This is a genomic window from Geodermatophilus arenarius, assembly GCF_042654585.1.
Lineage (GTDB): Bacteria > Actinomycetota > Actinomycetes > Mycobacteriales > Geodermatophilaceae > Geodermatophilus > Geodermatophilus arenarius.
In genome coordinates this window covers 188,732-212,102 of the sequence record NZ_JBHSGR010000002.1, presented here as the reverse complement: position 1 = coordinate 212,102, position 23,371 = coordinate 188,732, and the positions used below count along the sequence as shown (strand labels likewise).

27 protein-coding genes are annotated in these 23,371 nt (G+C 75.5%); 6 read left to right on the top strand and 21 right to left on the bottom strand.

All coding sequences use genetic code 11. The features are described 5' to 3' along the window. Position 1 precedes the first annotated feature (1 nt). From ACFO3M_RS03565 to ACFO3M_RS03540, 6 genes are all read right to left on the bottom strand, one after another. Positions 2-643, bottom strand: coding sequence for an SDR family NAD(P)-dependent oxidoreductase (locus tag ACFO3M_RS03565; protein ID WP_387986426.1), 642 nt, complete (start codon positions 641-643; stop codon positions 2-4). Then, entirely contained in the window at positions 640-2,583 is a 1,944-nt protein-coding gene (gene nhaA, locus ACFO3M_RS03560; protein WP_387986423.1) for a Na+/H+ antiporter NhaA, read from the bottom strand. The genes ACFO3M_RS03565 and nhaA overlap by 4 nt, the downstream gene beginning before the upstream one ends. Beyond that, a complete protein-coding gene (locus tag ACFO3M_RS03555) occupies positions 2,580-3,401 on the bottom strand; it encodes an SDR family oxidoreductase (protein ID WP_387986420.1) in 822 nt (273 codons plus the stop codon). Before ACFO3M_RS03555 ends, nhaA begins: the two co-directional genes overlap by 4 nt. Positions 3,402-3,505: 104 nt before the next feature. After that, positions 3,506-4,330: a VOC family protein gene (locus tag ACFO3M_RS03550; RefSeq protein ID WP_387986417.1), complete on the bottom strand. Its 825-nt coding sequence runs from the start codon at positions 4,328-4,330 to the stop codon at positions 3,506-3,508. Then, complete coding sequence (locus tag ACFO3M_RS03545) at positions 4,327-4,731, bottom strand: SRPBCC family protein (protein ID WP_387986414.1); 405 nt, start codon at positions 4,729-4,731, stop codon at positions 4,327-4,329. Before ACFO3M_RS03545 ends, ACFO3M_RS03550 begins: the two co-directional genes overlap by 4 nt. Positions 4,732-4,809: 78 nt before the next feature. Beyond that, positions 4,810-5,064 (bottom strand): glutaredoxin family protein, encoded by a 255-nt coding sequence (locus ACFO3M_RS03540; protein WP_387986411.1) that lies wholly within the window; start codon positions 5,062-5,064, stop codon positions 4,810-4,812. Between the two features lie 266 nt (positions 5,065-5,330). On the opposite strand from ACFO3M_RS03540, the gene ACFO3M_RS03535 reads away from it, so the two are divergent. Then, a complete protein-coding gene (locus ACFO3M_RS03535) occupies positions 5,331-5,609 on the top strand; it encodes a DUF1905 domain-containing protein (RefSeq protein WP_387986409.1) in 279 nt (92 codons plus the stop codon). Positions 5,610-5,688: 79 nt separating this feature from the next. Here the strand turns inward: ACFO3M_RS03535 and ACFO3M_RS03530 are convergent, their stop codons facing one another. From ACFO3M_RS03530 to ACFO3M_RS03490, 9 genes are read right to left on the bottom strand one after another with little or no spacing between them, the layout of a single operon-like run. After that, complete coding sequence (locus ACFO3M_RS03530; protein WP_387986406.1) at positions 5,689-6,411, bottom strand: PIG-L deacetylase family protein; 723 nt, start codon at positions 6,409-6,411, stop codon at positions 5,689-5,691. Positions 6,412-6,421: 10 nt separating this feature from the next. Further along, on the bottom strand, positions 6,422-7,630 hold the full coding sequence (locus ACFO3M_RS03525) for a glycosyltransferase family 4 protein (protein ID WP_387986404.1): 1,209 nt from the start codon (positions 7,628-7,630) through the stop codon (positions 6,422-6,424). After that, complete coding sequence (locus tag ACFO3M_RS03520) at positions 7,627-8,460, bottom strand: sugar phosphate isomerase/epimerase family protein (RefSeq protein ID WP_387986401.1); 834 nt, start codon at positions 8,458-8,460, stop codon at positions 7,627-7,629. Before ACFO3M_RS03520 ends, ACFO3M_RS03525 begins: the two co-directional genes overlap by 4 nt. Then, positions 8,457-9,935 (bottom strand): YcaO-like family protein, encoded by a 1,479-nt coding sequence (locus ACFO3M_RS03515; RefSeq protein ID WP_387986398.1) that lies wholly within the window; start codon positions 9,933-9,935, stop codon positions 8,457-8,459. The genes ACFO3M_RS03520 and ACFO3M_RS03515 overlap by 4 nt, the downstream gene beginning before the upstream one ends. Further along, the gene (locus tag ACFO3M_RS03510) at positions 9,932-10,906 is read right to left on the bottom strand and encodes an MBL fold metallo-hydrolase (protein WP_387986395.1); all 975 of its coding nucleotides are present in this window, start codon (positions 10,904-10,906) and stop codon (positions 9,932-9,934) included. Before ACFO3M_RS03510 ends, ACFO3M_RS03515 begins: the two co-directional genes overlap by 4 nt. After that, on the bottom strand, positions 10,903-11,907 hold the full coding sequence (locus ACFO3M_RS03505; RefSeq protein ID WP_387986393.1) for a Gfo/Idh/MocA family protein: 1,005 nt from the start codon (positions 11,905-11,907) through the stop codon (positions 10,903-10,905). Before ACFO3M_RS03505 ends, ACFO3M_RS03510 begins: the two co-directional genes overlap by 4 nt. After that, on the bottom strand, positions 11,904-12,926 hold the full coding sequence (locus ACFO3M_RS03500) for a class I SAM-dependent methyltransferase (RefSeq protein ID WP_387986391.1): 1,023 nt from the start codon (positions 12,924-12,926) through the stop codon (positions 11,904-11,906). Before ACFO3M_RS03500 ends, ACFO3M_RS03505 begins: the two co-directional genes overlap by 4 nt. Further along, complete coding sequence (locus ACFO3M_RS03495) at positions 12,923-13,837, bottom strand: hypothetical protein (RefSeq protein ID WP_387986389.1); 915 nt, start codon at positions 13,835-13,837, stop codon at positions 12,923-12,925. The genes ACFO3M_RS03500 and ACFO3M_RS03495 overlap by 4 nt, the downstream gene beginning before the upstream one ends. Further along, on the bottom strand, positions 13,834-15,024 hold the full coding sequence (locus ACFO3M_RS03490) for an inositol-3-phosphate synthase (RefSeq protein WP_387986387.1): 1,191 nt from the start codon (positions 15,022-15,024) through the stop codon (positions 13,834-13,836). Before ACFO3M_RS03490 ends, ACFO3M_RS03495 begins: the two co-directional genes overlap by 4 nt. A 208-nt stretch (positions 15,025-15,232) precedes the next feature. On the opposite strand from ACFO3M_RS03490, the gene ACFO3M_RS03485 reads away from it, so the two are divergent. From ACFO3M_RS03485 to ACFO3M_RS03475, 3 genes are read left to right on the top strand one after another with little or no spacing between them, the layout of a single operon-like run. Then, positions 15,233-15,853, top strand: a complete 621-nt coding sequence (locus tag ACFO3M_RS03485) for an LURP-one-related family protein (protein WP_387986385.1) — start codon at positions 15,233-15,235, stop codon at positions 15,851-15,853. Continuing rightward, positions 15,850-16,635 carry a glycoside hydrolase family 16 protein gene (locus ACFO3M_RS03480; protein ID WP_387986384.1) on the top strand — a complete coding sequence of 262 codons (786 nt, stop codon included), beginning with the start codon at positions 15,850-15,852 and terminating at the stop codon, positions 16,633-16,635. The genes ACFO3M_RS03485 and ACFO3M_RS03480 overlap by 4 nt, the downstream gene beginning before the upstream one ends. Positions 16,636-16,668: 33 nt before the next feature. Further along, positions 16,669-16,998, top strand: a complete 330-nt coding sequence (locus ACFO3M_RS03475; protein WP_387986381.1) for a DUF6204 family protein — start codon at positions 16,669-16,671, stop codon at positions 16,996-16,998. Between the two features lies 1 nt (position 16,999). On the opposite strand, the gene ACFO3M_RS03470 is transcribed toward ACFO3M_RS03475, so the two are convergent. The 5 genes from ACFO3M_RS03470 to ACFO3M_RS03450 form a co-directional block, all read right to left on the bottom strand. Next, positions 17,000-17,551, bottom strand: coding sequence for a PaaI family thioesterase (locus tag ACFO3M_RS03470; protein WP_387986379.1), 552 nt, complete (start codon positions 17,549-17,551; stop codon positions 17,000-17,002). Next, entirely contained in the window at positions 17,541-18,047 is a 507-nt protein-coding gene (locus ACFO3M_RS03465; protein ID WP_387986375.1) for a winged helix-turn-helix transcriptional regulator, read from the bottom strand. The genes ACFO3M_RS03470 and ACFO3M_RS03465 overlap by 11 nt, the downstream gene beginning before the upstream one ends. Positions 18,048-18,160: 113 nt before the next feature. Then, positions 18,161-18,934: a succinate dehydrogenase/fumarate reductase iron-sulfur subunit gene (locus ACFO3M_RS03460; RefSeq protein WP_387986373.1), complete on the bottom strand. Its 774-nt coding sequence runs from the start codon at positions 18,932-18,934 to the stop codon at positions 18,161-18,163. Then, positions 18,934-20,880 carry a fumarate reductase/succinate dehydrogenase flavoprotein subunit gene (locus tag ACFO3M_RS03455; RefSeq protein ID WP_387986370.1) on the bottom strand — a complete coding sequence of 649 codons (1,947 nt, stop codon included), beginning with the start codon at positions 20,878-20,880 and terminating at the stop codon, positions 18,934-18,936. Before ACFO3M_RS03455 ends, ACFO3M_RS03460 begins: the two co-directional genes overlap by 1 nt. Positions 20,881-20,891: 11 nt before the next feature. Beyond that, positions 20,892-21,596, bottom strand: a complete 705-nt coding sequence (locus tag ACFO3M_RS03450) for a succinate dehydrogenase cytochrome b subunit (protein ID WP_387986368.1) — start codon at positions 21,594-21,596, stop codon at positions 20,892-20,894. Between the two features lie 156 nt (positions 21,597-21,752). Here ACFO3M_RS03450 and ACFO3M_RS03445 point away from each other — a divergent pair, with 156 nt between their 5' ends. Both ACFO3M_RS03445 and ACFO3M_RS03440 read left to right on the top strand, forming a co-directional pair. After that, positions 21,753-22,361: a sulfite oxidase-like oxidoreductase gene (locus ACFO3M_RS03445; protein ID WP_387986365.1), complete on the top strand. Its 609-nt coding sequence runs from the start codon at positions 21,753-21,755 to the stop codon at positions 22,359-22,361. Next, complete coding sequence (locus ACFO3M_RS03440; RefSeq protein WP_387986362.1) at positions 22,354-23,136, top strand: FAD-binding oxidoreductase; 783 nt, start codon at positions 22,354-22,356, stop codon at positions 23,134-23,136. The genes ACFO3M_RS03445 and ACFO3M_RS03440 overlap by 8 nt, the downstream gene beginning before the upstream one ends. Before the next feature lie 12 nt (positions 23,137-23,148). Here ACFO3M_RS03440 and ACFO3M_RS03435 read toward each other — a convergent pair whose 3' ends face one another. Further along, a complete protein-coding gene (locus ACFO3M_RS03435; protein ID WP_387986359.1) occupies positions 23,149-23,301 on the bottom strand; it encodes a hypothetical protein in 153 nt (50 codons plus the stop codon). Between the last annotated feature and the right edge of the window lie 70 nt (positions 23,302-23,371).

Here is a 23,371-nt window from a genome sequence, read left to right as displayed (position 1 = left end):
CTCAGCCGCTGCGGGTCGTCAGCAGCGACACCTCGGCGACGTTCGTCGTCGGCGGCAGGGTGAGGGTGAACAGCACGGTCTGCGCGACGTCCTCGGGGAGCAGCGCGGTCCCGCCGTCGGCCGCGGCGGCGGGGGACACCCAGCCGACGGCGACGTGCCGCACCCGCACCAGGGTGCCGCCGAGCTCCAGCCGCAGCGTGCGGGCGAGCTGGGCGGCGCCGGCGGCCGTGGCGGCGTGCACGGCGAACGCCGGCACCAGCTCCGACGCCGCCGCCGACCCGACCAGCACCAGGTCGGCGGCGGAGTCGTTGGCCGCCGCGGTCAGCAGGTCGTCGAGGAACGCGCGCGCCGCCAGCACCGCGTCGCCGGCGCCCTGCTCGATGACCTCCGCCCACCGCTCGGCCGGTGACAGCCCGAACGGGCCCCCGCCGACGCCGCCCAGCACGGCCACCACCAGGTCGACGCCGCCCAGCCGCTCGCGCACGCCGTCGGCGGCCGCGAGCACCTCCCGCGCGGAGGCCACCTGCTCGACCACCGCTCCCGCCGCGGCCAGCTCGGCGACCACCGCGTCGGCGATCAGCGGCAGCCCGATGACGACGGCGCGGCGGCCGGCGACCGGCCGCACCCTCCCCGGCGCGGTCACGCCACCGGCTCCGCGTCGGCGGTCTCGCGCACCGCCGGCGAGCGCACCGGCAGCGCGTCCTCGGCCGGCGCGTCCGCCGGGGCGGCCGCCCGCACCCGCGACCGCCCGGCGGTCTGCTCCAGCGCCGTCCGCATCGGCCCGACGTCGAGCGGCCCGTCGTAGAGCTGGCCGTTGACGAAGAAGCGCGGCGGCTCGTCCAGGCCCATCGCGCGGGCGTCGTCGTCGTCCTCGCGGACGCGCGCGGCGTGCGCGCCGGAGGCGACGGCGTCGTCGACCCGGGCGAGGTTCAGCCCGGCGTCGACGGCGCAGCGCCGGATCGCCCGGTCGTCCAGCCGCCCGGCCCGGGCGGCCAGCGCGTCGTGCATCGGCCAGAACCGCGACTGGGCGTCGGCGGCCTCGGCCGCCTCGGCGGCACGGGCCGACACCGGGTCGTCGGTGAGCAGGTGGCGGTAGACGAAGACCAGGTCGTCGCCGAGGACCTGCCGCAGCTCGTCGACCACCTCGGCGGTGCGCCCGGCGTTGGTGAACACGAACGAGGCGTGGACGACGAGCTCCATCGGCGCGCCGACGCGGCCGCGGACGTGGTCGCGCGTGGCGCTCACCGGCCGCGCCAGCCGCTGCCGGCCGGGCAGCCGGGACCGGTCCACCGCCCGGACGACGGCGACCGCGCCCAGCGCCAGCAGCGCGGCGAGGACCGACGCGGCCAACACGCCGATCCGGGCCTGCGCGGCCAGCGCCTCGTCGTCGAGGGCCAGGTCGATGATGAACAGCGAGATCGTGAAGCCGATCCCGCTGAGCACGCCGGCGGCGAACACGTGCCGCGGGAACAGCCCCGAGGGCAGCCGGCCGATCCCGAGCCGGACGGCGGCCAGCGACGCGGTGGTCACGCCCAGCACCTTGCCGACGACGAGCCCGATGACGACCGCCCAGGTCAGGCCGGAGGTCGCGGCGGCGGACAGCGTCTCGGCGCTGAGCACGACGCCGGCGTTGGCCAGCGCGAACACCGGGACGACGGCGAGGTTGACCCACGGCCGGAACAGCCGCTGCCCGCGCTCGTTGACCGACACCGACCGGGTCAGGCTGAGCACCGCGCGGTGCGCCCCGCTGGAGGTCGGCGTCCGCCCGTAGTCCCGGGCCGCGGCCTCGGCGGCGTCGACCTCCTCCGCGCTGGGCGGGTACACCGGCAGCAGCAGGCCGATCGCGACGCCGGCCACCGTCGGGTGCACGCCGGACGCGAGCACGCCCAGCCAGACCGGCACCGCGACGAGCAGGTAGGCCGCGCCGCGCCAGACCCGCATCCGCCGCAGCCAGACCACCGCGACCAGCCCGACGGCGGCCACCGCCAGCGGCAGGATCGTGAGGTCCTCGGTGTAGGCGACGGCGATGACGGCCAGCGCGCCGACGTCGTCGACCACCGACAGCGCGAGCACGAACGCGCGCAGGTTGACCGGCACCGCCCGGCCCACGACCGCCAGCAGGCCGAGCACGAACGCGGTGTCGGTGGAGATCACCACGCCCCAGGCGGCGCGCGCCTCGCCGGGCTGGTCGCTGAGCCCGGTCACCGCGAGGAAGACCAGGGCGGGCACGACCAGGCCGGCCAGCGCGGCGACGACCGGGATGCGGATGCGGCGGGTGTCGCGGAACTCGCCGAGCACCAGGTCCCGCTTGACCTCGAGGCTGATCAGGCAGAAGAACAGCGCCATCAGCGCGTCGTTGACCCAGTGCCGCAGGTCCATCTCGAGGACCGTGTCGCCCAGGCTGACGGCGAACGGCGTGTGCCAGGTCTCCTCGTAGGTCGAGCCCGGCACGTTGGCCCACACCAGCGCCACCAGCGTCGCGACCAGCAGCACGGCGGCGGCCGCGGCGTCGGAGTCGGCGAGCCGGAGCACGCGCCCGAGCGCCGAGGGCCGCTCCAGCTCGCCCCGCGGGGTGCCCCTCACCGGACCCCCGTCCCGCGCCGCGTGGGCAGGTAGGGGTCCTGGCGGGTGGGCAGCACGAGCAGCTCGGCGACGTTGACCCGCGGCGGCAGGCCGGCGCCGAACAGCACGGTGCGGGCGACGTCGTCGGGGTCCATCGGGACGACGACCTCGCGGTGCTCGGCCCAGCCGCGCGCGGTGCCGTCGTGGCTGATCTCGGAGCCGAGGTCGGTGTCGGTGAGGCCGGGGGCGACGACGTGCACGCGCACGCCGCGGCGGCCGTACTCGGCGCGCAGCGCCCGGGCCAGCTGGGCGACCGCGGCCTCCACCGCCGAGTAGACGGCGTAGCCGGGGAAGCGCACCTGGCCGGCGAGCGCGCCGATGAGGAACAGGTCGGCCGGGCGGCCGGTCCCGGCGGTGGCCAGCAGGTCGCGGGCGAAGGTCTGCGCGGTCCGGAGGATGCCGCCGAGGTTGACGTCGATCATCTCGATCCACTCGGCGGGCACGCCGTCCTCGAACGGCGCGCCGGTGAGCACACCGGCACCGGCCACGACCAGGTCGGCCGGGCCGAACCGGTCGTGCAGGGCGTCGAGGGCGTCGGCGAGGTCGAGCCCGTCGGAGACGTCGGCGGCGACGGTGAGGGTGCGGGCGGGGTCGGCGGTGCTGTCGGCGACGGCCTGCAGGCGGTCACCGCGGCGGCCCAGGAGCGCGACGCGGCAGCCGGCGGCCACCAGCGAGCGGGCGGTCGCGGCGCCGATGCCGCTGCTGGCGCCGGTGACGACGGCGACCCTGCCGTCGAGCGCGCCCGGGGCCGGCCGGAGGGCCGGGGAGGGTGAGGACACGGTTCCCCTCTCGGAGGTCAGCGGGGGACCCGCCGATCATGCCGTCCCGGGGGCGTCCCGGTCGATGCGCGCGGCGAGGCAGCGCAGCCGGCCGGGCACGGACGTCACCAGTCGCCGTCCGGCGGGGTGAACTGGCTGACGGTGAGCTCGGCGCCCTGCGGGTCGCGCAGCAGGGCGGTGCGGGTCCAGGTGCCCTCGGCGGTGCGCAGCACGGTGGCGCCGAGCCGCTCGGCGGTGGCCGCGCACGCGTCCCGGTCGGCGACGGTGACCACGACGTGCCAGTGCGGCGGCTCGTCGGCGGTGACCAGCAGGCCGCCGATGACGTCGGCGAAGCCGGGCGGCGCGGACGCCTGCCGCTCGCGGATGCCCGGGTCGACGGTCGCGGCCAGGTGGTCGCCGTAGCCGGGGACCTGCAGCATCGTGCCGGCGTCCTGGGCCATGTCGACGTCCCGCCAGCCGAACAGCGGCCGGTAGAAGGCCATCGCGGCCGCGCGGTCGGGGGTGTGCAGGTCCGAGAAGTTCCAGGTGCCCGGCACGTTGGTGAGCTGGGCGCCCGGGCGCCGGCGGGCCTGCCACAGCCGGAACGCCGCCCCCTGCGGGTCCAGGCAGGTCGCCGTCCGCCCGCCGGGCCCGGCGTCCTCGGGGCCGGAGAGCACCGTGCCGCCCAGCCCGGGCACCGCGGCGGCGGTCGCGTCGGCGTCGTCGACCGCGACGTAGGTGTTCCAGGCCGGCGGGCCGTCGCCCGGCGCGACGGCGGCGACGTCCCGCCCGTCCAGCGTCGCGACGAGGTAGGAGCCGGGCGCGCCGGGCGGCACCGCGTCGGTGAACTCCCAGCCGAGGAGGGCGCCGTAGAAGGCGGCCGCGGCGGCCGGGTCGGGCTGCTCGGTGTCGATCCAGCAGGTCACGCCGTGCGGGTACGTGCGGATCACGACGGCCTCCGGTCGATGGCCGCGCGCATCGCGGCGGCGCCGGCCTCCATCGCCCGGTCCAGGCGGTCCCGCACGCCGTGCGGCAGGACGTCGACCACCCACTCGAGCCGGGTGCCGGCGCCGTCGGGGAGGACCTCCACCGAGGCGTTGTGGTGGGTGGCCCCCAGCGGCGAGTCGACGGCGGTGTGGACGAGCCGGCGCCGGTCGTCGTCGACGTCGACCAGCGGCTCGCGCTGCACCGTGCCGTCGGCGAAGGTGACCACCCGCGCGTCGTCCTCGAGCCGGGTGTCGACGACGAAGCCGGGGACCAGGCGCTCGTGCAGCGCCCCGACGCCGCGGACGGCGTCCCACACCCGCTCGGGCGGGGCGTCGAGGTGGACCTGCTTGCGCACCGAGGCCATGCCGCTCCTCCCACCGGGATCGAGGTGGCGCGGAGCGTAGCGGCGCCCGCGGACGGTCCCGGCGCCCCGCGGCCGCCGTCAGCGCCCCGCCATCGCCTCGCGGACCTCGCGCAGGCTCGGGTTGGTCAGGTACCGGCCCCGGACGACGACGGTGGGGGAGACCTCCCAGCCCTCGGGGTGGTGCGCGCGGACCGCGGCGGCCCCCTCCGGGTCGTCGGCGAACCGCACCGCGCGGTGGGGGAGGCGGGTGGCGGCCATCTTCGCCCGCAGCGTGGTGCTGTAGGGGCACCCCGGCTTGTAGTAGACGGTCACGGCCTCGTCGGTCCAGGTCACGGCGGCCTCCGGTCTGGGACGGAGCGGGTCCCCGTGCCGGTCACGGTCGCAGGGCGGCGGCCGTCGGGCAACGGGGATCGTGGACCCCGTGTCGCGGGCGGCACGGCACGTCCCCGCGGGCGGGTGCCGGGTCCCACGGTGGACGGCTCCCGAGCGGACCACCGCCGGCCCGGCGCGGGTCGCCCGCGGCACCGAGGAGGCCGAGGCCGGCTCGGCCGGAGTCCGCCTCGCGATGAGTCCGGGGCGCCGCCGCGGTCAGGACCGGCATGGCTCCCCAGGACCTCGCGACCACGTTCACCGCGCCGATCGAGAAGGACGGCGCCTTCCCCACCTACCTCACCGTCCCCGGCTCGGCTGAGCTGTTCGGCACCCGGAGGGCGGTCAAGGTGGGCGGCACGATCGACGGCCACCCCTTCACCGCCACCTGCATGCCGTCGGGGGAGGGGCCGCACTGGCTGCCGCTGCGCAGGGCGCTGTGCGAGGCGATCGGCAAGGACGCGGCGGGTCAGGAGGTCTCGGTCCACCTGGAGCAGCGGTTCACCTGAGCACGGGCGGACGACAGAGCCCGAGCGGACCCGGGCACGCCCCCGCGCTGGTGCGCTGCCCACACCTGTGGGCAGAGCACTAGCGCGCGGGGGACACCATCCCGAGGGCGAGCTCCCGGGCTCTGTCGTCGGCGAGCAGCACCTCCGGCAGGCCGGCCAGTGCGGCGCGCATCGCGTCCGCGCCGCCGAACTGGAAGCCGAGCTGGGTGGCGTAGCGGGCGCAGGCGTCGGCCCGCCGGCCGAGGTCCTGCGGCAGCTCCATCGGGGTCAGCCCGCCGGGCAGGTCGGGTCCGGGGACGGCGTCCGGGGCGCGCAGCACGTACGGCGAGTCGCGCCACCACAGCACCGGCCGGCCGGTCCCCGAGACGGCGCGCAGCACCTGCAGGTGGTCGACGTGCCCGCCCAGCGCCTGCGGGGCCAGCCACAGGTCGCCGGGCAGGCCGGTCAGCGCGGCCCGCACGTCCAGCCACACGTCGTCGTCCTCGTGCACGCCGGCGAACAGGTCCGCCGCGCTGCCGTAGCCGCGGTGCGGCGCCTCGGCCAGGTCCAGGTGCAGCGGCGCCGCGCCGAGCACGGCCATCGCGGCGGCGTCCTCGTCGCGGCGCAGGGCCATGTAGTCGACGTCGGCCGGCAGGCCCTTGTCCAGCTGGCAGGCCAGCGCGAAGCCCTCGGGGTCGGGCACGCTGCGGGTGAAGCAGGTGACCACGGTGACCTCGTGCCCGGCGTCGGCCAGCGCGGCGAGGGTGCCGCCCACCGAGAACGCGGCGTCGTCGAGGTGCGGGCTGACCGCCAGGACCTGCATCAGCGGACCCTCACAGCAGGTGCGCCGCGCCGCGGAACCGGCAGGAGAGGTCGACCGTCGGCGGCATCGTCCAGTCCGCGCACGGCGTCGACCCGGCCACCGAGCGGTACACGTCGTCGATCGAGGCGGCGAGCACCGGCCACGAGTACAGCCGGCGCACCTCCTCCAGCGCCGTCGTCGCCAGCCGCCGCCGCAGGGCGCCGTCGGACAGCACCCGGTCCAGCGCCGCGCGCAGCCCGGCGACGTCGCCCGGCGCGTGCAGCAGCCCGTTCTCGCCGTCGCGCAGGCAGTCGACGACGCCGACCGAGTCGGTGCTCACCGTGGGCAGCCCGCTGGCCATCGCCTCGAGCAGCGTGTTGGAGAACCCCTCGCTGTAGGTCGGGCTGACGAACACGTCGGCCGAGCGGTACACCGCGGGCGCCTCGTCGGGCGGCACGTAGCCGAGGAACGTCGTCCGCGCGTCGGCGCGGGCGCGGGCCTCGTCGAGGTCGGGGCCGATGCCGGAGACCACCAGGCGGACGCCGTCGGGCAGCGCCTCCAGCAGGTCGAGCACGCCCTTGCGGCGGTCGACGCGGCCGTGGAACAGCAGCACCGGCGGGTCCTGCAGCGCGCCCAGCGGCCGCTCGGCGGGGGTGAAGCGGCGGGTGTCGGTGGCGCCCGGGACGATCGTGAACCGCGCCGGGTCGCTGCCCAGGTTGCCGACCACCTCGTCGCGGAAGCTGGCGCTGCCGATGAGCACCGCGGACGAGGCGTCGACGACCGTGCGCATCGCGTGCGCGTGCGTGGCGCAGCAGGTGCCCACCCAGTGCCCGTCGCCGCCCTGGATGCTCACCACCGCCGGCAGCCCGGTCTCGCGCGCGGCGGCCAGCACCGCCAGCCCCGGCGGGTAGCCGTACTGGGCGTGCAGCACGTCGAACGGGCGCTCGCGGTGCAGGCCGACGACGGTGCGCACGATCTCCTCGACGTCGCCCTCCCAGTCGGCCGGGACGACGGTCTCGCCGCGGCTGGGCAGCGCGTGCACCTCCACCCCGGCGGGGACGCGGTCGGGCGGGGGCGGGCCGCCGCCGTAGACGCGGGTGCCGGCCTCGTCGTCGCGGTACTGGCTGACCAGCACCACCTCGTGGCCCAGCGCGACCAGCTCCCGCAGCAGGTTCTCCGCGTAGACGCTCATCCCGCTGACCGCGGGCCAGTAGCGGCGGCTGACGAAGCAGATCCTCATGCTCCCTCGGCCTCCCGGAGCGTGGCGATCGAGCGCGGCACCATCTCGTGGGCGCGGTGCCCGTCGCGGGACAGCTCCAGCGTCACCAGCCGGTCGAACGACGCCTCGTGCAGCGCACGCAGCACCGCCGGCAGGTCGACGTCGCCCTCGTCGAGCGGCAGGTGGTCGTGCACGCCGCGGCGCATCCCCTCGACGGCGACCGTGCCCAGGTGCGGCGCGAACCGGGCCACCGCCTCCTCCGGCGCGTACGCCCCGGCGACGACGCAGTGCCCGGTGTCCAGAGCCAGCGTGATCCCCGGCGCCTCGGCGGCCAGCCGCGCCCAGCCGTCGCAGTCCTCGACCAGCATCCCGGGCTCCGGCTCGACGGCCAGGGCGTAGGAGCGGCCGCCGTGGCTGTCGACCAGGGCGCGGACGCCGTCGACCACCCAGCCCCACGCGGCGTCGCGGTCGACGCCCGGCTTCGGCACGCCGGCCCAGAAGCTCACCGCCTCCGCGCCGAGCACCTCGGCGAGGTCGCAGGCCAGCCGCAGGTAGGCCAGCCGGCGGGCGCGCCCCTCGGCGGAGGCGGTGACGAGCGTCGGCTCGTGCTTGGCCCGCGGGTCGAGCAGGAACCGGGCGCCGGTCTCCACCACCACGCCCAGCCCGAGCTCGTCGCAGCGCGCCCGCGCCTCCTCCGCCCGGGCGAACGCGTCGGGCGCGAACGGGTCGAGGTGGACGACGTCGAGGGTGAGCGCCACCCCGGCGTAGCCGCAGTCGGCGAGGAAGGGCAGCGCGTCCGACAGCCGGTGCGAGGTCAGCCCGTTGGTGTTGTACGCGTAGCGCAGGCTCACGAGTCGAGGACCTCCGCGACCACGTGCCGGCCCGGCTCCCGGTACAGCGCGTAGAGCGCGCCCACCCGCCGGTCGGCGCCGGCGCGGTCGAACCAGGCCGGCCCGCCCAGTCGCTCCTCGGCGCCGGCGGTCAGGTGCACCCGCGCCCAGCCGCCCGGGTCGGTCCCGACGGCCACCAGCGGGTCGTCGCGCTCCAGCAGCCGGCGCACGCCGCGCTCGCCGATCCGGCCGTAGCTCATCGTCTCCACCTCGAGGCCGGTCACCAGCACCTTGGCCGCGACCGCGTCGCCGAGTGAGGGCTGCAGCTCGACCAGCACGTCGTGCCCGGCCGTCTGCACCGCGCCGGTGACGAGCGAGTGCAGGTCGTCCCCGCGCCCTGCTCCCGGACGCCAGGTGGGGAGGTCGGCCAGCGCCACGGTGGACCGGCGGGACAGCACGGTGTCCTGCAGCAGGTGGACGAGCGCCGAGGTGCCCATCCGGGTCCAGGCCAGCATCGCCTGCAGCGCGCGGTCCTCCTCGACCAGCCGCTCCGGCGGGTGCCCGGTGCGCCAGTGCTCCAGGTAGCCCGGCGGCGTCGCCGGCAGGACGACGTCGAACGGCCCGTGCATGAACGCCTTCCGGCTGCGCGCCGATGCGAACTCGTGCAGCGCCTTGCGGACGGCGGTGTCCCGGTCCGGGTGCGCCGCCTCGCCGCACGCGGTGGCCATCACCGGCACCGGCTCCGAGCCGTCCCGCGAGCAGCCGACGGCGTACACGTCGACGACGCCGAACTCGGTCGAGGCGAGCTTCACCGTCACGTCGACGCCCGCGGCGTCGAGCCGGTCGAGCAGCGCCAGCGCGTCGGGGTCGGTCAGCCCGGCGAGGTCGACGACGACGCCGCGGTCCATCGCGCGGAACGCCGTCGCGTTGCCGTCGCGCTGCAGCACCTCCAGCAGCGCGTGGGTGACCGCGCGGTCCGCGTCGAACGCCGCCCCCTGCCCGTTGGTGATGACCGTGGTCAGCCAGCCGCCGGGCGGCGGGTCGCCGGGCAGGTCGTCGGGCGCGGACGCCACCAGCTCGGCCGGCACCAGCACCCGGTCGCCGTCGCGCAGCCGGGTCGTCGGCAGCCACTGCAGCGGCCGGTCGTCGTCGTACGGACTGCCGGCCTCCAGGCACAGCTCGCGCGGGTCGGCCACCCGGTCGCGGCCGTGCCGCCGCGTCATCTCGGCGTAGGAGCCCTCCTCGCGGGCGGCGCCCCGGTGCGCCCGCAGCGACAGCGCCATCTCCGCCATCTCGCCCATCGCGCCGGTGCGGGCCTCCTCGCGGGTGGCGCCGTAGCCGAGCCCGCTGCCGCCCGGGTGCAGCTCCGAGGGCGGCAGCACCGCGGAGTGCAGCGGCACGTCGAGGACGTCGATGCCCTCGATCGCGAAGTCCTCGACCGGGACCGGGAAGCTGTCCCGGTACCGCTGCGACGGCGTCGTCCCGACCGCCGTCACAGCTCGTCCAGCGGGACGGGCGCGGCGTCCGGCGGCCCGGACAGCAGCCGCTGCACCAGGTGGACGACGTGGTCGGTGGTGACCCCGGGGACCATCTCGAACGGCGTCGCGACCACCTCGAAGTCCAGCTCCGCGACGACGGCGAGCATCTCCCGGAGCTCCCCGTGCGAGAGCGGGATCTGGGCGTGGAACGCCTTGTGCGCGCTCAACGCGACCGGGTCGCCGTCGGGGGAGAGGTCGACCTTGAGGGAGTCGCCGCAGAAGAGGATCCCGCGGCGGGAGTCGTGCAGCACCGAGTGCCCGGGGAAGTGGCCGCCGGTGCGGTGCAGCGTGAGGTCGGGAGCGAGGGCCAGGACGTCGTCGGCCGGCCAGGTGACCCGGAAGGCCTTGGTCCAGACCAGGTCGTGCACGTTGACGCAGACGACCCGCGGCTCGAGCTCCTGCTGCAGCTGCCACAGCGCGCCGTAGCCGTGCACGTGGGACGACGCCAGGACGGGGAACCCGCCCTTCTCCCCGGCCATGCGGCGCAGCTCTGCGAGCATGTCGGCGGTGTACCAGGGCGCGCACTCGAAGCCGACCAGGCCGATGTCGGTCTCGATCACCCAGCCGCGGCTGTCCAGCCCGAAGCGTGGCTCGGTGCCGAACTCGGTGACGCCGTCGACCGGCGCCGGCCGCCAGAAGCCGGTGACCAGCTCGTCGGCCTCCTTGGCGGGGACGAACTCGAAGCCGTGCTCGGGCAGCGCGTTGCGCACGTCGGCGCAGACCGGGCACACGGCCGGCCCGGGCGCCGGCCAGCGCTGCCAGTGCCCGCAGTTGGTGCAGGCGTAGGCGGGCAGGTCGGGCAGCAGGCCGCGGTAGGGGTTGGTGTCGACCTGGCTGGTGCCGTGCCGCGCGCCGGTGCCGTCGGCAGTGAGGTCGGCGGCGGGGTCGGTGGCCCGGTCGATGGCGCCGGGGACGTCGGGCGAGCTCACGGTTTCCCTCCGGAGAGAGCGGTGAGGAGCAGGCGGTGCAGGGCGAGGTCGCGGGCGGGGTCGTACGGCCACCGCGCGCGGCCCGCGACCGCGTCGGTGAAGGCGGCGAACTGCGCGGTGAACGGGTCGCCGGACGGCGGGGTGTCGGCGAACGGCACGTCCACCGGTTCGGGGCGGTACAGCGTGAGCGAGCCTCCCGCCGTCTGGCCCATCGTGTCGACGGCGACCGCCGCGCCGCGGGTGCCGACCACCTCGAGCCGGCGGCGGGGGAGCGCGTCGGGGGTGTTGAACGCGACGTGCAGGCCGACCAGCACGCCGCCGTCGGTGGTCCCGGTGAGCAGCGCGCCGTCGTCGACGCCGTAGTCGTGCACCCGGGTCTGCAGCAGCGCCGACAGCGACGTGACGTCCTCGCCGAGCAGCGTGCCGGTGAGGTCGAGGCCGTGGGGGGCGAGGTCGATGGCGGCGCCGCCGCCGGCGCGGGCCGGGTCGACCCGCCAGTTGTCGTGCGGGCGGCCGTCGGGCGTCCAGTCCCCGGGCAGCCAGCAGCAGTAGACGATCCGCACCGCGGTGACCGTGCCGAGCTCGGGCACCAGCTCGCGCAGCCGCACGTGCGCGGGGTGCCAGCGCTGGTCGTAGGCGGTGCCGAGCAGCACGCCGGCCCGCGCGCACGCGTCGACCAGCGCCTGCGCGTCGCGGACGTCGGCGGCCAGCGGCTTCTCGCACAGCACGGCCTTGCCGGCCGCGGCCGCCGCCTCGACCAGCGCCCGGTGCCCGGCGTTGGGGACGGCGACGTAGACCGCGTCCAGGCCCGGGGTGGCGAGGAACTCCGCGAGGTCGGTGGTCCGCCGGGCGCCCTCCACCGGCATCCGGTCCATCGCGGCGGGGTCGAGGTCGTGCAGCGCCACCACCCGGGCGCCGTCGACGGCGAGCAGCCCGGGCAGCGCGTGGTCGCGGGCCACCCAGCCGCACCCGGCGACGCCCCAGCCGACGGTCGGGGTCACCAGGCCTCCGGCAGGTCGACCAGCAGCCGGCGGCGGGCGGCGTCGGCGGGCAGCGGGTCGGGCCAGCGCGGCGGCAGGTAGCCCGAGCGGGGCCCGTACTCGACGGCGTAGCGCTCGTTCGGCCAGGTCAGCAGGCCGTCGCGGTAGAGCGGGTTGGGCGCCAGCGGCGGCAGCGGCTCGCCGAGGTCGGCCGGTGCGGAGGACAGCGGGTCGCCGGCCACCAGCGCCACCGCCTCGCTGGCGCGCAGGTCCGCGGGCGGCGCCGGCCGCGGCGGGCGGCCCTCGAGCAGCGAGCGGGTCAGCTCGTCGTCGTCGTAGAGCAGGTCGGTGCCGAGCACCCGCGCGTAGCCCTCCGGCGGCAGCGGCTCCCCGTGCGGGTCGGCGACGTGCGCGTGCCCGACGACGACGGTGCCGCCGTCCCCGGCCAGCGCGCGCATGGCCGCGGCCGCGGCCGGCTTGTCGCGGAGGAAGTAGAAGGCGTCGTGGCACATGACGTACGCGGGGGTGCCGACGGCCAGCGACGGCGCGGCGGTGAGGTCGGCGCACACGTAGCGCGCCGACGGGCAGACGAACCGCCGCGCCAGCCACAGCTTGGCCCAGACGACGTCGACGCCGAGCAGGTCGCGCACCCCGCGGCGGGCCAGCTCGCGCAGGTGCGCGCCGATCCCGCAGGCGACGTCGACCACCGGCCGGTCCCCGGGCCAGTGCGCCTGCAGCAGCGCCAGCCCGGCCAGGTGGGTCGGGTCCGACCAGCGGTGCGCGAAGTAGTCGGCGACCCGGCCCATGCCGAGCAGGGCCATCGCCTCGCGCAGCGTGCGCGCGAAGGGCACCAGCGCCAGCTGCTCCGGCGGGGGCGGCGGCGCGGTCCACCAGTCGTCGGCGTCCGCGAGCAGCAGCACCCGCGCCCGGTCGGTCTCCCCGGCGGCCACCAGCCCGGCGACCTCGGCGCGCAGGTCGTCCCGGCCGGCGCGGGCGAACGGGATCCCGTCGACGACGGGGGCATCGACCGCGAGAGTCACAGCCCGGCCGCCGCCAGGACGTCGAGGTGGTAGGCCTGCACCGGCCCGGCGTGCACGAGCTCGAGGTCGTCCAGCGCCTGCGCGGCCGTGAACGCCGCCGCCCGGGCGTGGTGGTGCACCTGCAGCACCCGGTCGAGGACGTCGGCGGCGTGGAAGGCCCGCGCCTCGGGCACGTCGGCGCCCGGCCGCAGCGCCAGCACCCCGCGCACCCGGTCCGCCAGCGCGTCCGGCAGCGCGGCCAGCTCGCGCTCCTCGAGCGTGGCCACGACCCGCTCCAGCGTGTCGCCGAGCAGCACCTCGCCGGCGAACCCGGCGTCGGGCAGGACGACGTTGTGCAGGTGGTGGGCCAGGCCCAGCAGGAACGGCGCGACCGGGTCGGCGCCGACCACCGGCGCCACCAGCACCCCGTAGACGGCGACGGTCAGGCAGTGGTCGCCGTGGCTCTCCGGCGGCTCCACCACGATCCGCGGCCTGCCGGGCGCGGTCGCGCCCGCGCGCGGCTGGGCGTTGAGCGTCCCGGCCAGCGCGGGCGTCGCCGCCGGCGCCGGCAGCGGGCTGAGCGCGGCGCCCAGCCGGTCGCGCAGCCGGTGGTCGAGCGGGCCGGCCACCTCGTCGAAGCCGCGGCGCAGCACCGCGAGCGCCTCGTCGTCGGAGAGCCCGGCGGCGGTCAGCACGCCCGCGTCGATGCCGGCCAGCCGGGCACGGGCGACCGCGGCCGCCGTCTCCGACTCCGCGACGTCGGCGACGTCCTCACCCGCGACCAGCCGCCCCCACGCCCGGGCGAAGGCCTGCTCGGCGAGCGAGCCGGGCGTGCCGGCGACGCGCACCCGCTTGGCGTCGCCGATCTCGGCCAGCAGGGGCCGCAGGCCGGCCAGCGCGGTGAGCGTCCCGGGGGTGTCGAGCGCGGTCACCGGGAGGTGGCGCCGGCGGCCAGCCAGTCGAGCAGCGTCGCCTCCTGCGTGTGGAACGCGTGCTCGGGGACGCTGCCGTCGGCGGTCATGGGGGCCTTGAAGAACCAGCCCAGCTGCCGCTGGATGCCGCCCTCGCCGCGCTGCTGCGCGAGGTCGGTGAGCCGGGCGAGCTCGATGGCCAGCGGGGCGGCGAGGATCGAGTCGCGGCACTGGAAGTCGACCTTGACCTGCATGCGCTGCCCGAGGAAGCCGACCAGGTCGATGGCGTCCCAGGCCTCCTTCTGGTCCCCGCGCGGCCGGTAGTAGTCGATCCGGACGACGTGGTCCTCGACCGGGTAGCCGAGGATCGAGTCCAGCACGCTGCCCTTGGTCTGCAGCTTGCTGCTGAGCGAGTCGGGGTCGTCGAGGGCCAGGCCGTCGCGGTTGCCGAGGATGTTGGTGGAGTACCAGCCCTCGACGGTGAGCGAGCGGGCGCGGAACGCCGGCGCGAGGACGGTCTTCACCATCGTCTGGCCGGTCTTGCCGTCCTTGCCGGCGACCGGGACGCCGCGGGCCTCGGCCAGGGCGACCAGCGCCGGGACGTCGGCGGCCAGCGACGGCGTGAAGTTGACGTAGCCGACGCCCTCGGCGATCGCGGCGTAGGCGTAGACCATCGCCGGGGTGATCGCCCGGTCGTCGGCGTCCAGCCCGGCCTCGAACGCCTCGACCGTCTGCAGCGCGGGCGCCGTCGGGTCGGGCCAGCGCTCGGTCGAGGCGAGGTTGACCAGCACCAGGCCGTCGAGGGACTCCTCCTCGCGGAACCGCCGCAGGTCGGCGCGGACCGCGTCGACCTGGTCGCGGCGGGTCTGGGCGAGCACCACGTTGCCGCCGGTGACGTTGCGGCAGAAGTCGGCGTCGCCGGCCGCGGGCCACGGGGTCCGCGCCGACAGGGCCGGCCCGACCTGCTCCAGCTGCCGGGAGTCGAGGACCGCGTGCTGCTCGGCGGCCTTGCGCAGGTCCGAGCCGTCGAGGTCCCAGCCGCGGACGACGAGGGCGTCGTAGCCGACCAGGCCCGTCGTCTCCTCGACCGGGCCGCCGGCCACCTCCAGCCCGGCGAGCGGCAGCCCGTCGGTGCCCGCGGCCCCGATCCGGAGCAGCTCCAGCCCGGCGACGGCGGTCGTGGCGACCGCCCCTCCGAGTCCGACCACAGCGACGCCGACGCGACGGGACCCTTGCGACACCACGACCTCCGCGACTCCTGTCGGTGGACCCGCTCCACCTGAGGCCGACCCTGGCACAGCGGTTGTGCCCTCGCTGGGTGAGAACGAGATTCTCGTGTTCGACCTGGTTGCGCACGGCGTGTCCTGGACGCGGGGACCACGATGGGGGTCTGGACCCGAGCCCGGAGGTGCCGCTGTGACCGTGCCGTACGCCGACGAACCCCGCGCCGCGATGGTCGTCCCGCGCTTCGCCGTCCGTCAGCGGATCACCGTGATGGTCAACCGCTACGAGGTCCGCGCCGTCGGGCCGGACGGCACCGAGGGCGAGCTGCTGGCCATGGCGCAGCAGAAGCGGCTCAAGCTCAAGGAGGAGGTGGTCTTCACCGCCGACGAGGAGCGCACCCGGCCGGTCTTCTCCTTCCGCGCCCGCCAGCGCCTCGACGTGCACGCCGAGCACGACGTCCTCGACGAGCAGGGCCGCCCGCTCGGCACGTTCAGCAAGCGGTTCGGCGCCAGCCTGCTGCGCTCGACCTGGGACCTGTCGGTGCCGGGACTGACCGCCGTCGGCCGGGAGCGGCGGCCGGTGATCGCCGTGCTGCGGCGGGTGTGGGAGCTCATCCCCTACCTCGGCGACGTCTGGGTGCCGTTCGTCTTCCACTTCGACTTCGTCGACACCGCCACCGGCCGGCCGGTGCTGGTCGTCGAGCGGCGGAAGTCGATCCGCGACCGCTACGACGTCACCGTCCCCGACCCCCGGCTGGACTTCCGCGTCGCCGCCGCCATGGCCGTGGCCCTCGACGCGCTGCAGTCGCGATGACGGATCCCCGCGACGACTTCTGCGACGACTTCTGCGACGACTTCGACGGCGACGACCTCGACCGCGACGTCTGGGTCCCGCACTACCTGCCGCAGTGGAGCTCCCGCGCGGCGACGGCGGCCTGCTACGAGGTCCGCGACTCCTGCCTGCGGCTGCACCTGCCCGACGACACCCCGCTGTGGTGCCCCGGCGACCACCCGCCGCTGCGGGTCTCGGGCATCCAGTCCGGCGTCTTCTCCGGGCCGGTCGGCAGCACGGTCGGGCAGCAGCCGGTGCGGCCCGGGGCGGTCGTCCGCGAGGAGCAGCCGGCGCACTGGGGCTGGACGCCGCGGTACGGGCGGCTGGAGATGCGCGCCCGCGCCACCGTGACGCCGCGGTCGATGGTCGCCTGGTGGCTGGTCGGGCTGGAGGACGTGCCCGAGCGCTCGGGCGAGCTGTGCGTGATGGAGGTGTTCGGCGACGCCGTCGACCCGGTCGAGGGCGCCGCCGTCGGGATGGGCACCCACCCGTTCCGCGACCCGCGGCTGGCCGAGGACTTCGCCGCGCCCCGGCCCGGCATCGACGTCGCCGACTGGCACACCTACGCCGTCGACTGGCGGCCCGACGGGGCGGCGTTCTCCGTGGACGGGCGGGTGGTGCGCGAGGTCGCGGTGACCCCGGACTACCCGCTGCAGTCGATGGTCGCCGTCTTCGACTTCCCGGAGAAGGCGGTGCCGGGGGAGCCCTACGTCGTCCCCGAGCTCGTCGTCGACCGGTTCCGGGGGAGCCGGGAAACCGGGTGACCGCGGCCGGTCGCGCCGCTACCGTCGCCCGCCGTGTCCAGCCGCACCTACCGCGTCGTCGTGCGCGGCGTCTTCGACGGTCTCGACGACGGCCGCCGTGCCTGGCTGCGCGAGCGCGCCGCCGGGCACGACCTGTTCGTCTCCGCCTTCACCGAGGAGGGGACGACGACCTACGACGACCGCCTCGCCGCCTTCAGCCACCGCGTCGTCGTGCGGGTCGAGCCCGGCCCCGGCGAGGAGGCCGAGGCGTGCACGGCCGGGGAGCTCTCGGCGCTGCGGTGGCTCGAGGACGCGGGCCTGGGCTGGCGGCGGCTGCGCTCGACGGCCACCTGCACCGACGACGTGCGGATCCGCCGCCGCTGACTCAGGCCGGCAGCGGGAAGACCAGCAGCGAGCTCGACGCCGTCGCGACCACCTTGCCGGCGGCGTCGGTGACCTGCCCCTCGGCGAAGGCGACCCGCCGGCCGGGCTTGACCACCGTGCCGACGGCGGTCAGCGGCCCGCTGGCGTGCGTGACCGCCCGCAGGTAGGTCACCTTCAGCTCGATCGAGGTGTAGCCGACGCCGTGCGGCAGCGTGGTGTGCACCGCGCAGCCGGCGACGGAGTCCAGCAGCGTGCAGACCAGCCCGCCGTGCACGACGCCGATCGGGTTGTAGACCGACTCGTCGACGGCGCAGGCGAACTCGACCCGGCCCCCCTCGACGGCGACCAGGTCCATCTGCAGCAGCTGGGCGATCGGGGGCGGCGGCAGCACGCCGTCGCGCACCGCCTCCAGCGTCTCCAGCCCCGAGCGCTCCCGGCCGCCGGCCGCGGTGACCAGCGGGTCGAACCAGGTGACCGTCCGGGAGCGCGGCTCGCCCCACCCGGCCGGCGCGCCGGTGGCCGGGTCGGTCCCGGTGCGGGCCTCAGTGCTCATGCGTCTCGTCCGCCGGCAGGCCGGACAGCGCGCGGCCGGCCGGTGTCAGCACCCGCTCGACCCGCGAGGAGCTGACCGGCTCGCCGCAGGTGCGGCACACCCACTCGGCGTCGACGGTGTGCTCCTCGTGCCCGGCCGGTGCGTGGGTCAGCCGCACCGGCGGCTCCTCGGCGGCCCAGCGGTCGCCCCACTGCAGCAGCGCCTGCAGCACCGGCAGCAGGTCGCGGCCGGAGGCGGTGAGGTGGTAGCCCGAGCGGGGCGGCGAGTCGCTGTACTGCCGGCGCTCGAGCACGCCGGCGGCGACCAGCGCGTTGAGCCGCGCGGTCAACCGGTCCCGGGGCGCCCCGGTGCCGCGGGCGATGTCGCTGAAGCGGTGGTTGCCCAGCGAGACCTCCCGGACCACCAGCAGCGACCACCGCTCGCCGACCAGCTCCAGGGCGGCGGCGATGGTGCACGGGCGGCCGGGCAGGTCCGCGAGGTCGTAGAGCGCGGTCACGCCGTCAGTTTGCACCTCGAACCGACCCGGCGCCACCGTCCGGCCCCGGGAACCCCGACGGGCGGGGACCCCGTGAGGGGTCCCCGCCCGTCGGCGGTCGTCAGGTGCCGGGTTCAGCTCTTGGGACGCGCGCCGGCGCGCAGGGCGCCGAGCAGGTCGTGGTTGAGCCGGGAGATGTTCTCCATCGAGATGCCCTTGGGGCAGCTCGCCGAGCACTCGCCGATGTTGGTGCAGCCGCCGAAGCCCTCGAGGTCCTGCTGGTGGACCATGTTGATCACCCGGTCGTTCCGCTCGGGCTGACCCTGCGGCAGCAGCCCCAGGTGCGTGACCTTCGAGGCCGTGAACAGCATCGACGAGGCGTTCGGGCAGGCCGCCACGCAGGCGCCGCAGCCGATGCAGGTGGCGGCGTCGAAGGCGGCGTCGGAGTCCTTCTTGGCGACCAGGATCGAGTGCGCCTCGGGGGCGGTGCCGGTCGGGGCGCTGATGTAGCCGCCCGACTGGATGATCCGGTCGAACGCCGACCGGTCGACGGCGAGGTCCTTGATGACCGGGAACGCCGTCGCCCGCCACGGCTCGACGTCGATCGTGTCGCCGTCCTTGAACGACCGCATGTGCAGCTGGCAGGTGGTGGTCTGCGGGTGGTTGTCGAACAGGCCGTTGCCGTGGGCGCGGCCGTTGATCATGACGCCGCACGACCCGCAGATGCCCTCGCGGCAGTCGTGGTCGAAGGAGACCGGGTCCTCACCGTTCAGGATGAGCTGCTCGTTGAGGACGTCGAGCATCTCGAGGAACGACATGTCCGGGGAGACGTCGGTGACCTCGTAGGTCACCATCTGCCCCTTCTCCGCCGCACTCCGCTGACGCCAGACACGCAGCTTGAGGTTCATTACTTGTAGCTCCGCTGGGCGAGGTGGACGTACTCGAACTCGAGGTCCTCCTTGTGGAGGACCGGCGGGACGCCCTCGGGCGTCCACTCCCAGGCCGCGACGTAGGCGAAGTTCTCGTCGTCGCGCAGGGCCTCCCCGTCGGGGGTCTGGCTCTCGGCCCGGAAGTGACCACCGCAGCTCTCGTTGCGGTGCAGTGCGTCGACGCACATCAGCTCGGCGAGCTCGATGAAGTCGGCGACGCGGCCGGCGTGCTCCAGGCTCTGGTTGAAGCGCCCGGCCTCGCCGGGGACCTTCACGTTGGTCCAGAACTCCTGCCGGATCTCGGGGATCCGGTCGAGCGCCTTGCGCAGGCTCTCCTCCGACCGCTCCATGCCGCAGAGGTCGAACATCAGCCGGCCGAGCTCGCGGTGGAAGGAGGCGGTGGTCCGGTTGCCGTTGATCGACAGCAGCTTCTCGGTCTGCGCGCGGACGCCCTCGAGCGCCTCGACCGCGGCCGGGTGCTGCGGGTCGACCTTGTCGAACGGGCCGGAGGCCAGGTAGTCGTTGATCGTGTTCGGCAGCACGAAGTAACCGTCGGCCAGGCCCTGCATGAGGGCGCTGGCGCCGAGCCGGTTCGCGCCGTGGTCGGAGAAGTTGGCCTCACCGATCACGAACAGGCCGGGGACGTTCGACTGCAGGTCGTAGTCGACCCACAGACCGCCCATCGTGTAGTGCACGGCCGGGTAGATCCGCATGGGGACCTCGTAGGGGTCCTCACCCGTGATCTGGGCGTACATGTCGAAGAGGTTGCCGTACTTGGCCTCGATGGCCGGCCGGCCGAGCCGCTGCATGGCCTCGGCGAAGTCGAGGTACACGCCCAGGCCGTTGGGGCCGACGCCGCGGCCCTCGTCGCAGACGTTCTTGGCCTGCCGCGACGCGATGTCGCGGGGGACCAGGTTGCCGAACGAGGGGTAGATCCGCTCGAGGTAGTAGTCGCGCTCGTCCTCGGGGATCTGCCGCGGGTCGCGGGTGTCGCCGCGCTCCTTGGGCACCCACACGCGGCCGTCGTTGCGCAGCGACTCGCTCATCAGCGTGAGCTTCGACTGGTACTCGCCGTGCACCGGGATGCAGGTCGGGTGGATCTGCGTGTAGCAGGGGTTGGCGAACAGCGCGCCCCGCTTGTGCGCCCGCCAGATCGCCGTGGCGTTGGAGCCCTTGGCGTTCGTGGACAGGTAGAAGACGTTGCTGTAGCCACCGGTGGCGAGCACCACGGCGTCGGCGAAGTGCGTGCTGATCTCGCCGGTGATCAGGTCGCGCGCCACGATGCCGCGGGCCCGGCCGTCGACGACGATCAGGTCGAGCATCTCCGTGCGCGGGAACTGCTCGACGGTGCCGGCCGCCATCTGCCGCTCGAGGGCCTGGTAGGCGCCGTACAGCAGCTGCTGGCCCGTCTGGCCGCGGGCGTAGAACGTCCGCGACACCTGGGTGCCGCCGAAGGAGCGGTTGTCGAGCAGGCCGCCGTACTCGCGGGCGAAGGGCACGCCCTGGGCCACGCACTGGTCGATGATGTTGACGCTGACCTCGGCCAGCCGGTGCACGTTGTCCTCGCGGGCGCGGAAGTCGCCGCCCTTGACCGTGTCGTAGAACAGCCGGTGCACCGAGTCGCCGTCGTTGCGGTAGTTCTTGGCGGCGTTGATGCCGCCCTGCGCGGCGACGCTGTGCGCGCGGCGCGGGCTGTCCTGGTACCAGAACGACTTGACCTTGTAGCCGGCCTCGCCGAGCGTGGCGGCGGCCGAGCCGCCGGCCAGGCCGGTGCCGACGACGATGACGGTCAGCTTGCGGCGGTTGGCCGGGTTGACCAGCTTCGCCCGGAAGCGGCGCTCGCTCCAGCGCTCGCCGATCGGGACGTCCCGAGGGGCCTTGGTGTCGGCGATCGGGTCGCCGACGGTGAACAGGTCGAGGGCCATGGGGAGTGCTCCTACTCGATGATGCCGACGAGGACGCTGAGCGGCGGGATCAGGAACCCGGCGGTCAGGACGACGGCGAAGACGGTGGCGAACGCGTTGACCGTCCGCTCGCGCGTCTTGTTGCTCTGACCCAGCGTCTGGGTGGCACTCCAGATGCCGTGCCGCAGGTGGAAGCCCAGGGCCAGCAGCGCGACGACGTAGACCAGGGTGACGAACGGGTTGGAGAACCCGGCGATCGCGCGGTCGTAGGGCGTGGAGTCGTGGCCCTCGGGGTTCGCGACCCCGAGCGTGAGGTCGAGGATGTGGTAGACGATGAACAGCGCCAGGATCACGCCGCCCCAGCGCATGGTGCGCGAGGCGTAGCTCTGGGCCACCGCCTTGCGGGCCACGTACTGGGTGGGCCGGGCGCGCTTGGCCTGCCGCCACAGGGAGATCGCGGCCCAGATGTGCGCGACCACGGCCGCCAGCAGGACGACGCGGATGATCCACAGCACCGTCTGGCCCGGGACGGCCGGCTCGCCGATGCGGCGGATCCACTCCGAGTAGCCGTTGAAGGTCTCCGCGCCGGCGAAGAGCTTGAGGTTCCCCACCATGTGCGCGACCAGGTACAGGACCAGGATGATCCCGCTGACCGCCATCACGGCCTTCTTCGCGACCGAGCTGGTCTTCGCGACCTTCGGGGTCCTGCGCTGGCCCGAGTTCGTCACCGTCACCACGGCACCAAAGTTAGGCTCCATGCCCCGGTGTCGGCCATGTGAACACGACGTGACTCACCTCTCGTAAGGGAACCCTCAGCGCTGGTCAGGACGTTGGTGTCCGCCTGCCGGGGCGTGGCAGCGTGTCGGCACACCCACCCCATCGGAGGAGGACGCGTGGCAGGACCGACCAGGGGCTTCCTCGGCCGACGTCGCGAGCGCGACCCGCGGCTGCCCCCCGGCCAGTACGACGTCGGCCGCGACTGGCCCGTGCTGACCGCCGAGCCCACCCCGCGCATCGCGCCGGAGACCTGGAGCATCACCGTCGACGGCCGGGTGGAGAACCCGACCACCTGGACCTGGGACGACGTCCACCGGCTCCCGGCCTCGGACTACCGCGGCGACATCCACTGCGTCACCACGTGGTCCAAGTTCGACACGCACTTCGCCGGCGTCAGCGTGGACACCCTGCTGGAGGCCGCCCGTCCCACCGCCGACGCGCACTTCGTCATCGCGACGTCCAAGACCGGCTACACCACCAACCTGCCGCTCGAGGACGTCACCGGCGGCAGGGCGTGGATCGTCTGGGAGTTCGACGGGAAGCCGCTGCCGATCGAGCACGGCGGCCCGGTGCGGCTGCTCGTGCCGCACCTGTACTTCTGGAAGAGCGCGAAGTGGGTCACCCGGCTGACCCTCCTGCAGCGCGACCAGCAGGGGTTCTGGGAGCAGAACGGCTACCACGACCGCGGCGACCCGTGGCGCGAGCAGCGGTACCAGGGTGACTGAGGGAGGACCTCGTCCCGAGGCCGACGGGGAGCCGGCAGCGGGGCCGACCGATCCGCCACCCCGCCTGCGGCGGCGGGCACCGGCCGGGGGCTGGCGCACGGCGACCGTCCGCGAGGTCGACCGCCCCACCCCGCGCACCGTCCGGCTGCGGCTGGAGGTGCCCGACCGCGTCGACCACCTGGCCGGGCAGCACTACGTCGTCCGGCTCACCGCCGAGGACGGCTACCGGGCCCAGCGGTCCTACTCGCTGGCGTCGGCGCCGGGGGACCCGCTGCTCGAGCTGCTGGTCGAGCGGCTCGACGACGGCGAGGTGTCCACCTACCTCGCCGACGTCGTCGAGGTCGGTGACGAGCTGGAGGTCCGCGGGCCGATCGGCGGCTGGTTCGTCTGGGAGGGCGACGGGCCGGCGCTGCTCGTGGGCGGGGGCACCGGCGTCGTCCCGTTCGTGTCGATGCTGCGCACCGCGCGCGAGCTGGGCCGCGAGGACCTGCTGCGGGTCGCCGTCTCCACCCGCACGCTGGCCGAGCTGCCGTACGTCGACGAGCTGCGGGCGGCCGGGGCGCTGGTGGTCACCACCCGGGAGCCGTCGGGGATCCGCCCCGCCGGCCGGCTGACCGCCGCGGATCTCGTGCCGCTGTGGGAGCCGGGCCAGACCGCCTACGTCTGCGGGTCCACGCCGTTCGCTGAGGCGGCCGGCCAGCTGCTGGTCGGCCTGGGCGTGCCGGAGCCGGACGTGCGGGTGGAGCGCTTCGGCCCCAGCGGCTCGTCGGGCTGAGGCCCCGCGGGCTCAGCGGCGGGAGCGCAGCCAGGAGCCGAGGGCCACGCCGGCCAGCGCCCAGAACGCGCCGGCGCCCACGCCGGCGAGCACGATCCAGAACGGGACGCGCATCTCGTCCTCCTCGGAGCGCCGGGTCGGGACGGGGCCGGGAGCGTCGGTCATGACGCCGAGCCTGGCCCCGCGGGTGCACGGGGTCCAGGGGCCGGGCGGTCCGTGACGTGCGTCGCGGACG

Excerpts from the sequence above, each read along its gene's own strand:
- ACFO3M_RS03545 (WP_387986414.1), bottom strand. The coding sequence starts at position 4,731 with ATGGCCTCGGTGCGCAAGCAGGTCCACCTCGACGCCCCGCCCGAGCGG.
- ACFO3M_RS03535 (WP_387986409.1), top strand. The coding sequence starts at position 5,331 with ATGGCTCCCCAGGACCTCGCGACCACGTTCACCGCGCCGATCGAGAAG.
- ACFO3M_RS03530 (WP_387986406.1), bottom strand. The coding sequence starts at position 6,411 with ATGCAGGTCCTGGCGGTCAGCCCGCACCTCGACGACGCCGCGTTCTCG.
- ACFO3M_RS03525 (WP_387986404.1), bottom strand. The coding sequence starts at position 7,630 with ATGAGGATCTGCTTCGTCAGCCGCCGCTACTGGCCCGCGGTCAGCGGG.
- ACFO3M_RS03480 (WP_387986384.1), top strand. The coding sequence starts at position 15,850 with ATGACGGATCCCCGCGACGACTTCTGCGACGACTTCTGCGACGACTTC.
- ACFO3M_RS03470 (WP_387986379.1), bottom strand. The coding sequence starts at position 17,551 with ATGAGCACTGAGGCCCGCACCGGGACCGACCCGGCCACCGGCGCGCCG.
- ACFO3M_RS03460 (WP_387986373.1), bottom strand. The coding sequence starts at position 18,934 with ATGAACCTCAAGCTGCGTGTCTGGCGTCAGCGGAGTGCGGCGGAGAAG.
- ACFO3M_RS03455 (WP_387986370.1), bottom strand. The coding sequence starts at position 20,880 with ATGGCCCTCGACCTGTTCACCGTCGGCGACCCGATCGCCGACACCAAG.
- ACFO3M_RS03435 (WP_387986359.1), bottom strand. The coding sequence starts at position 23,301 with ATGACCGACGCTCCCGGCCCCGTCCCGACCCGGCGCTCCGAGGAGGAC.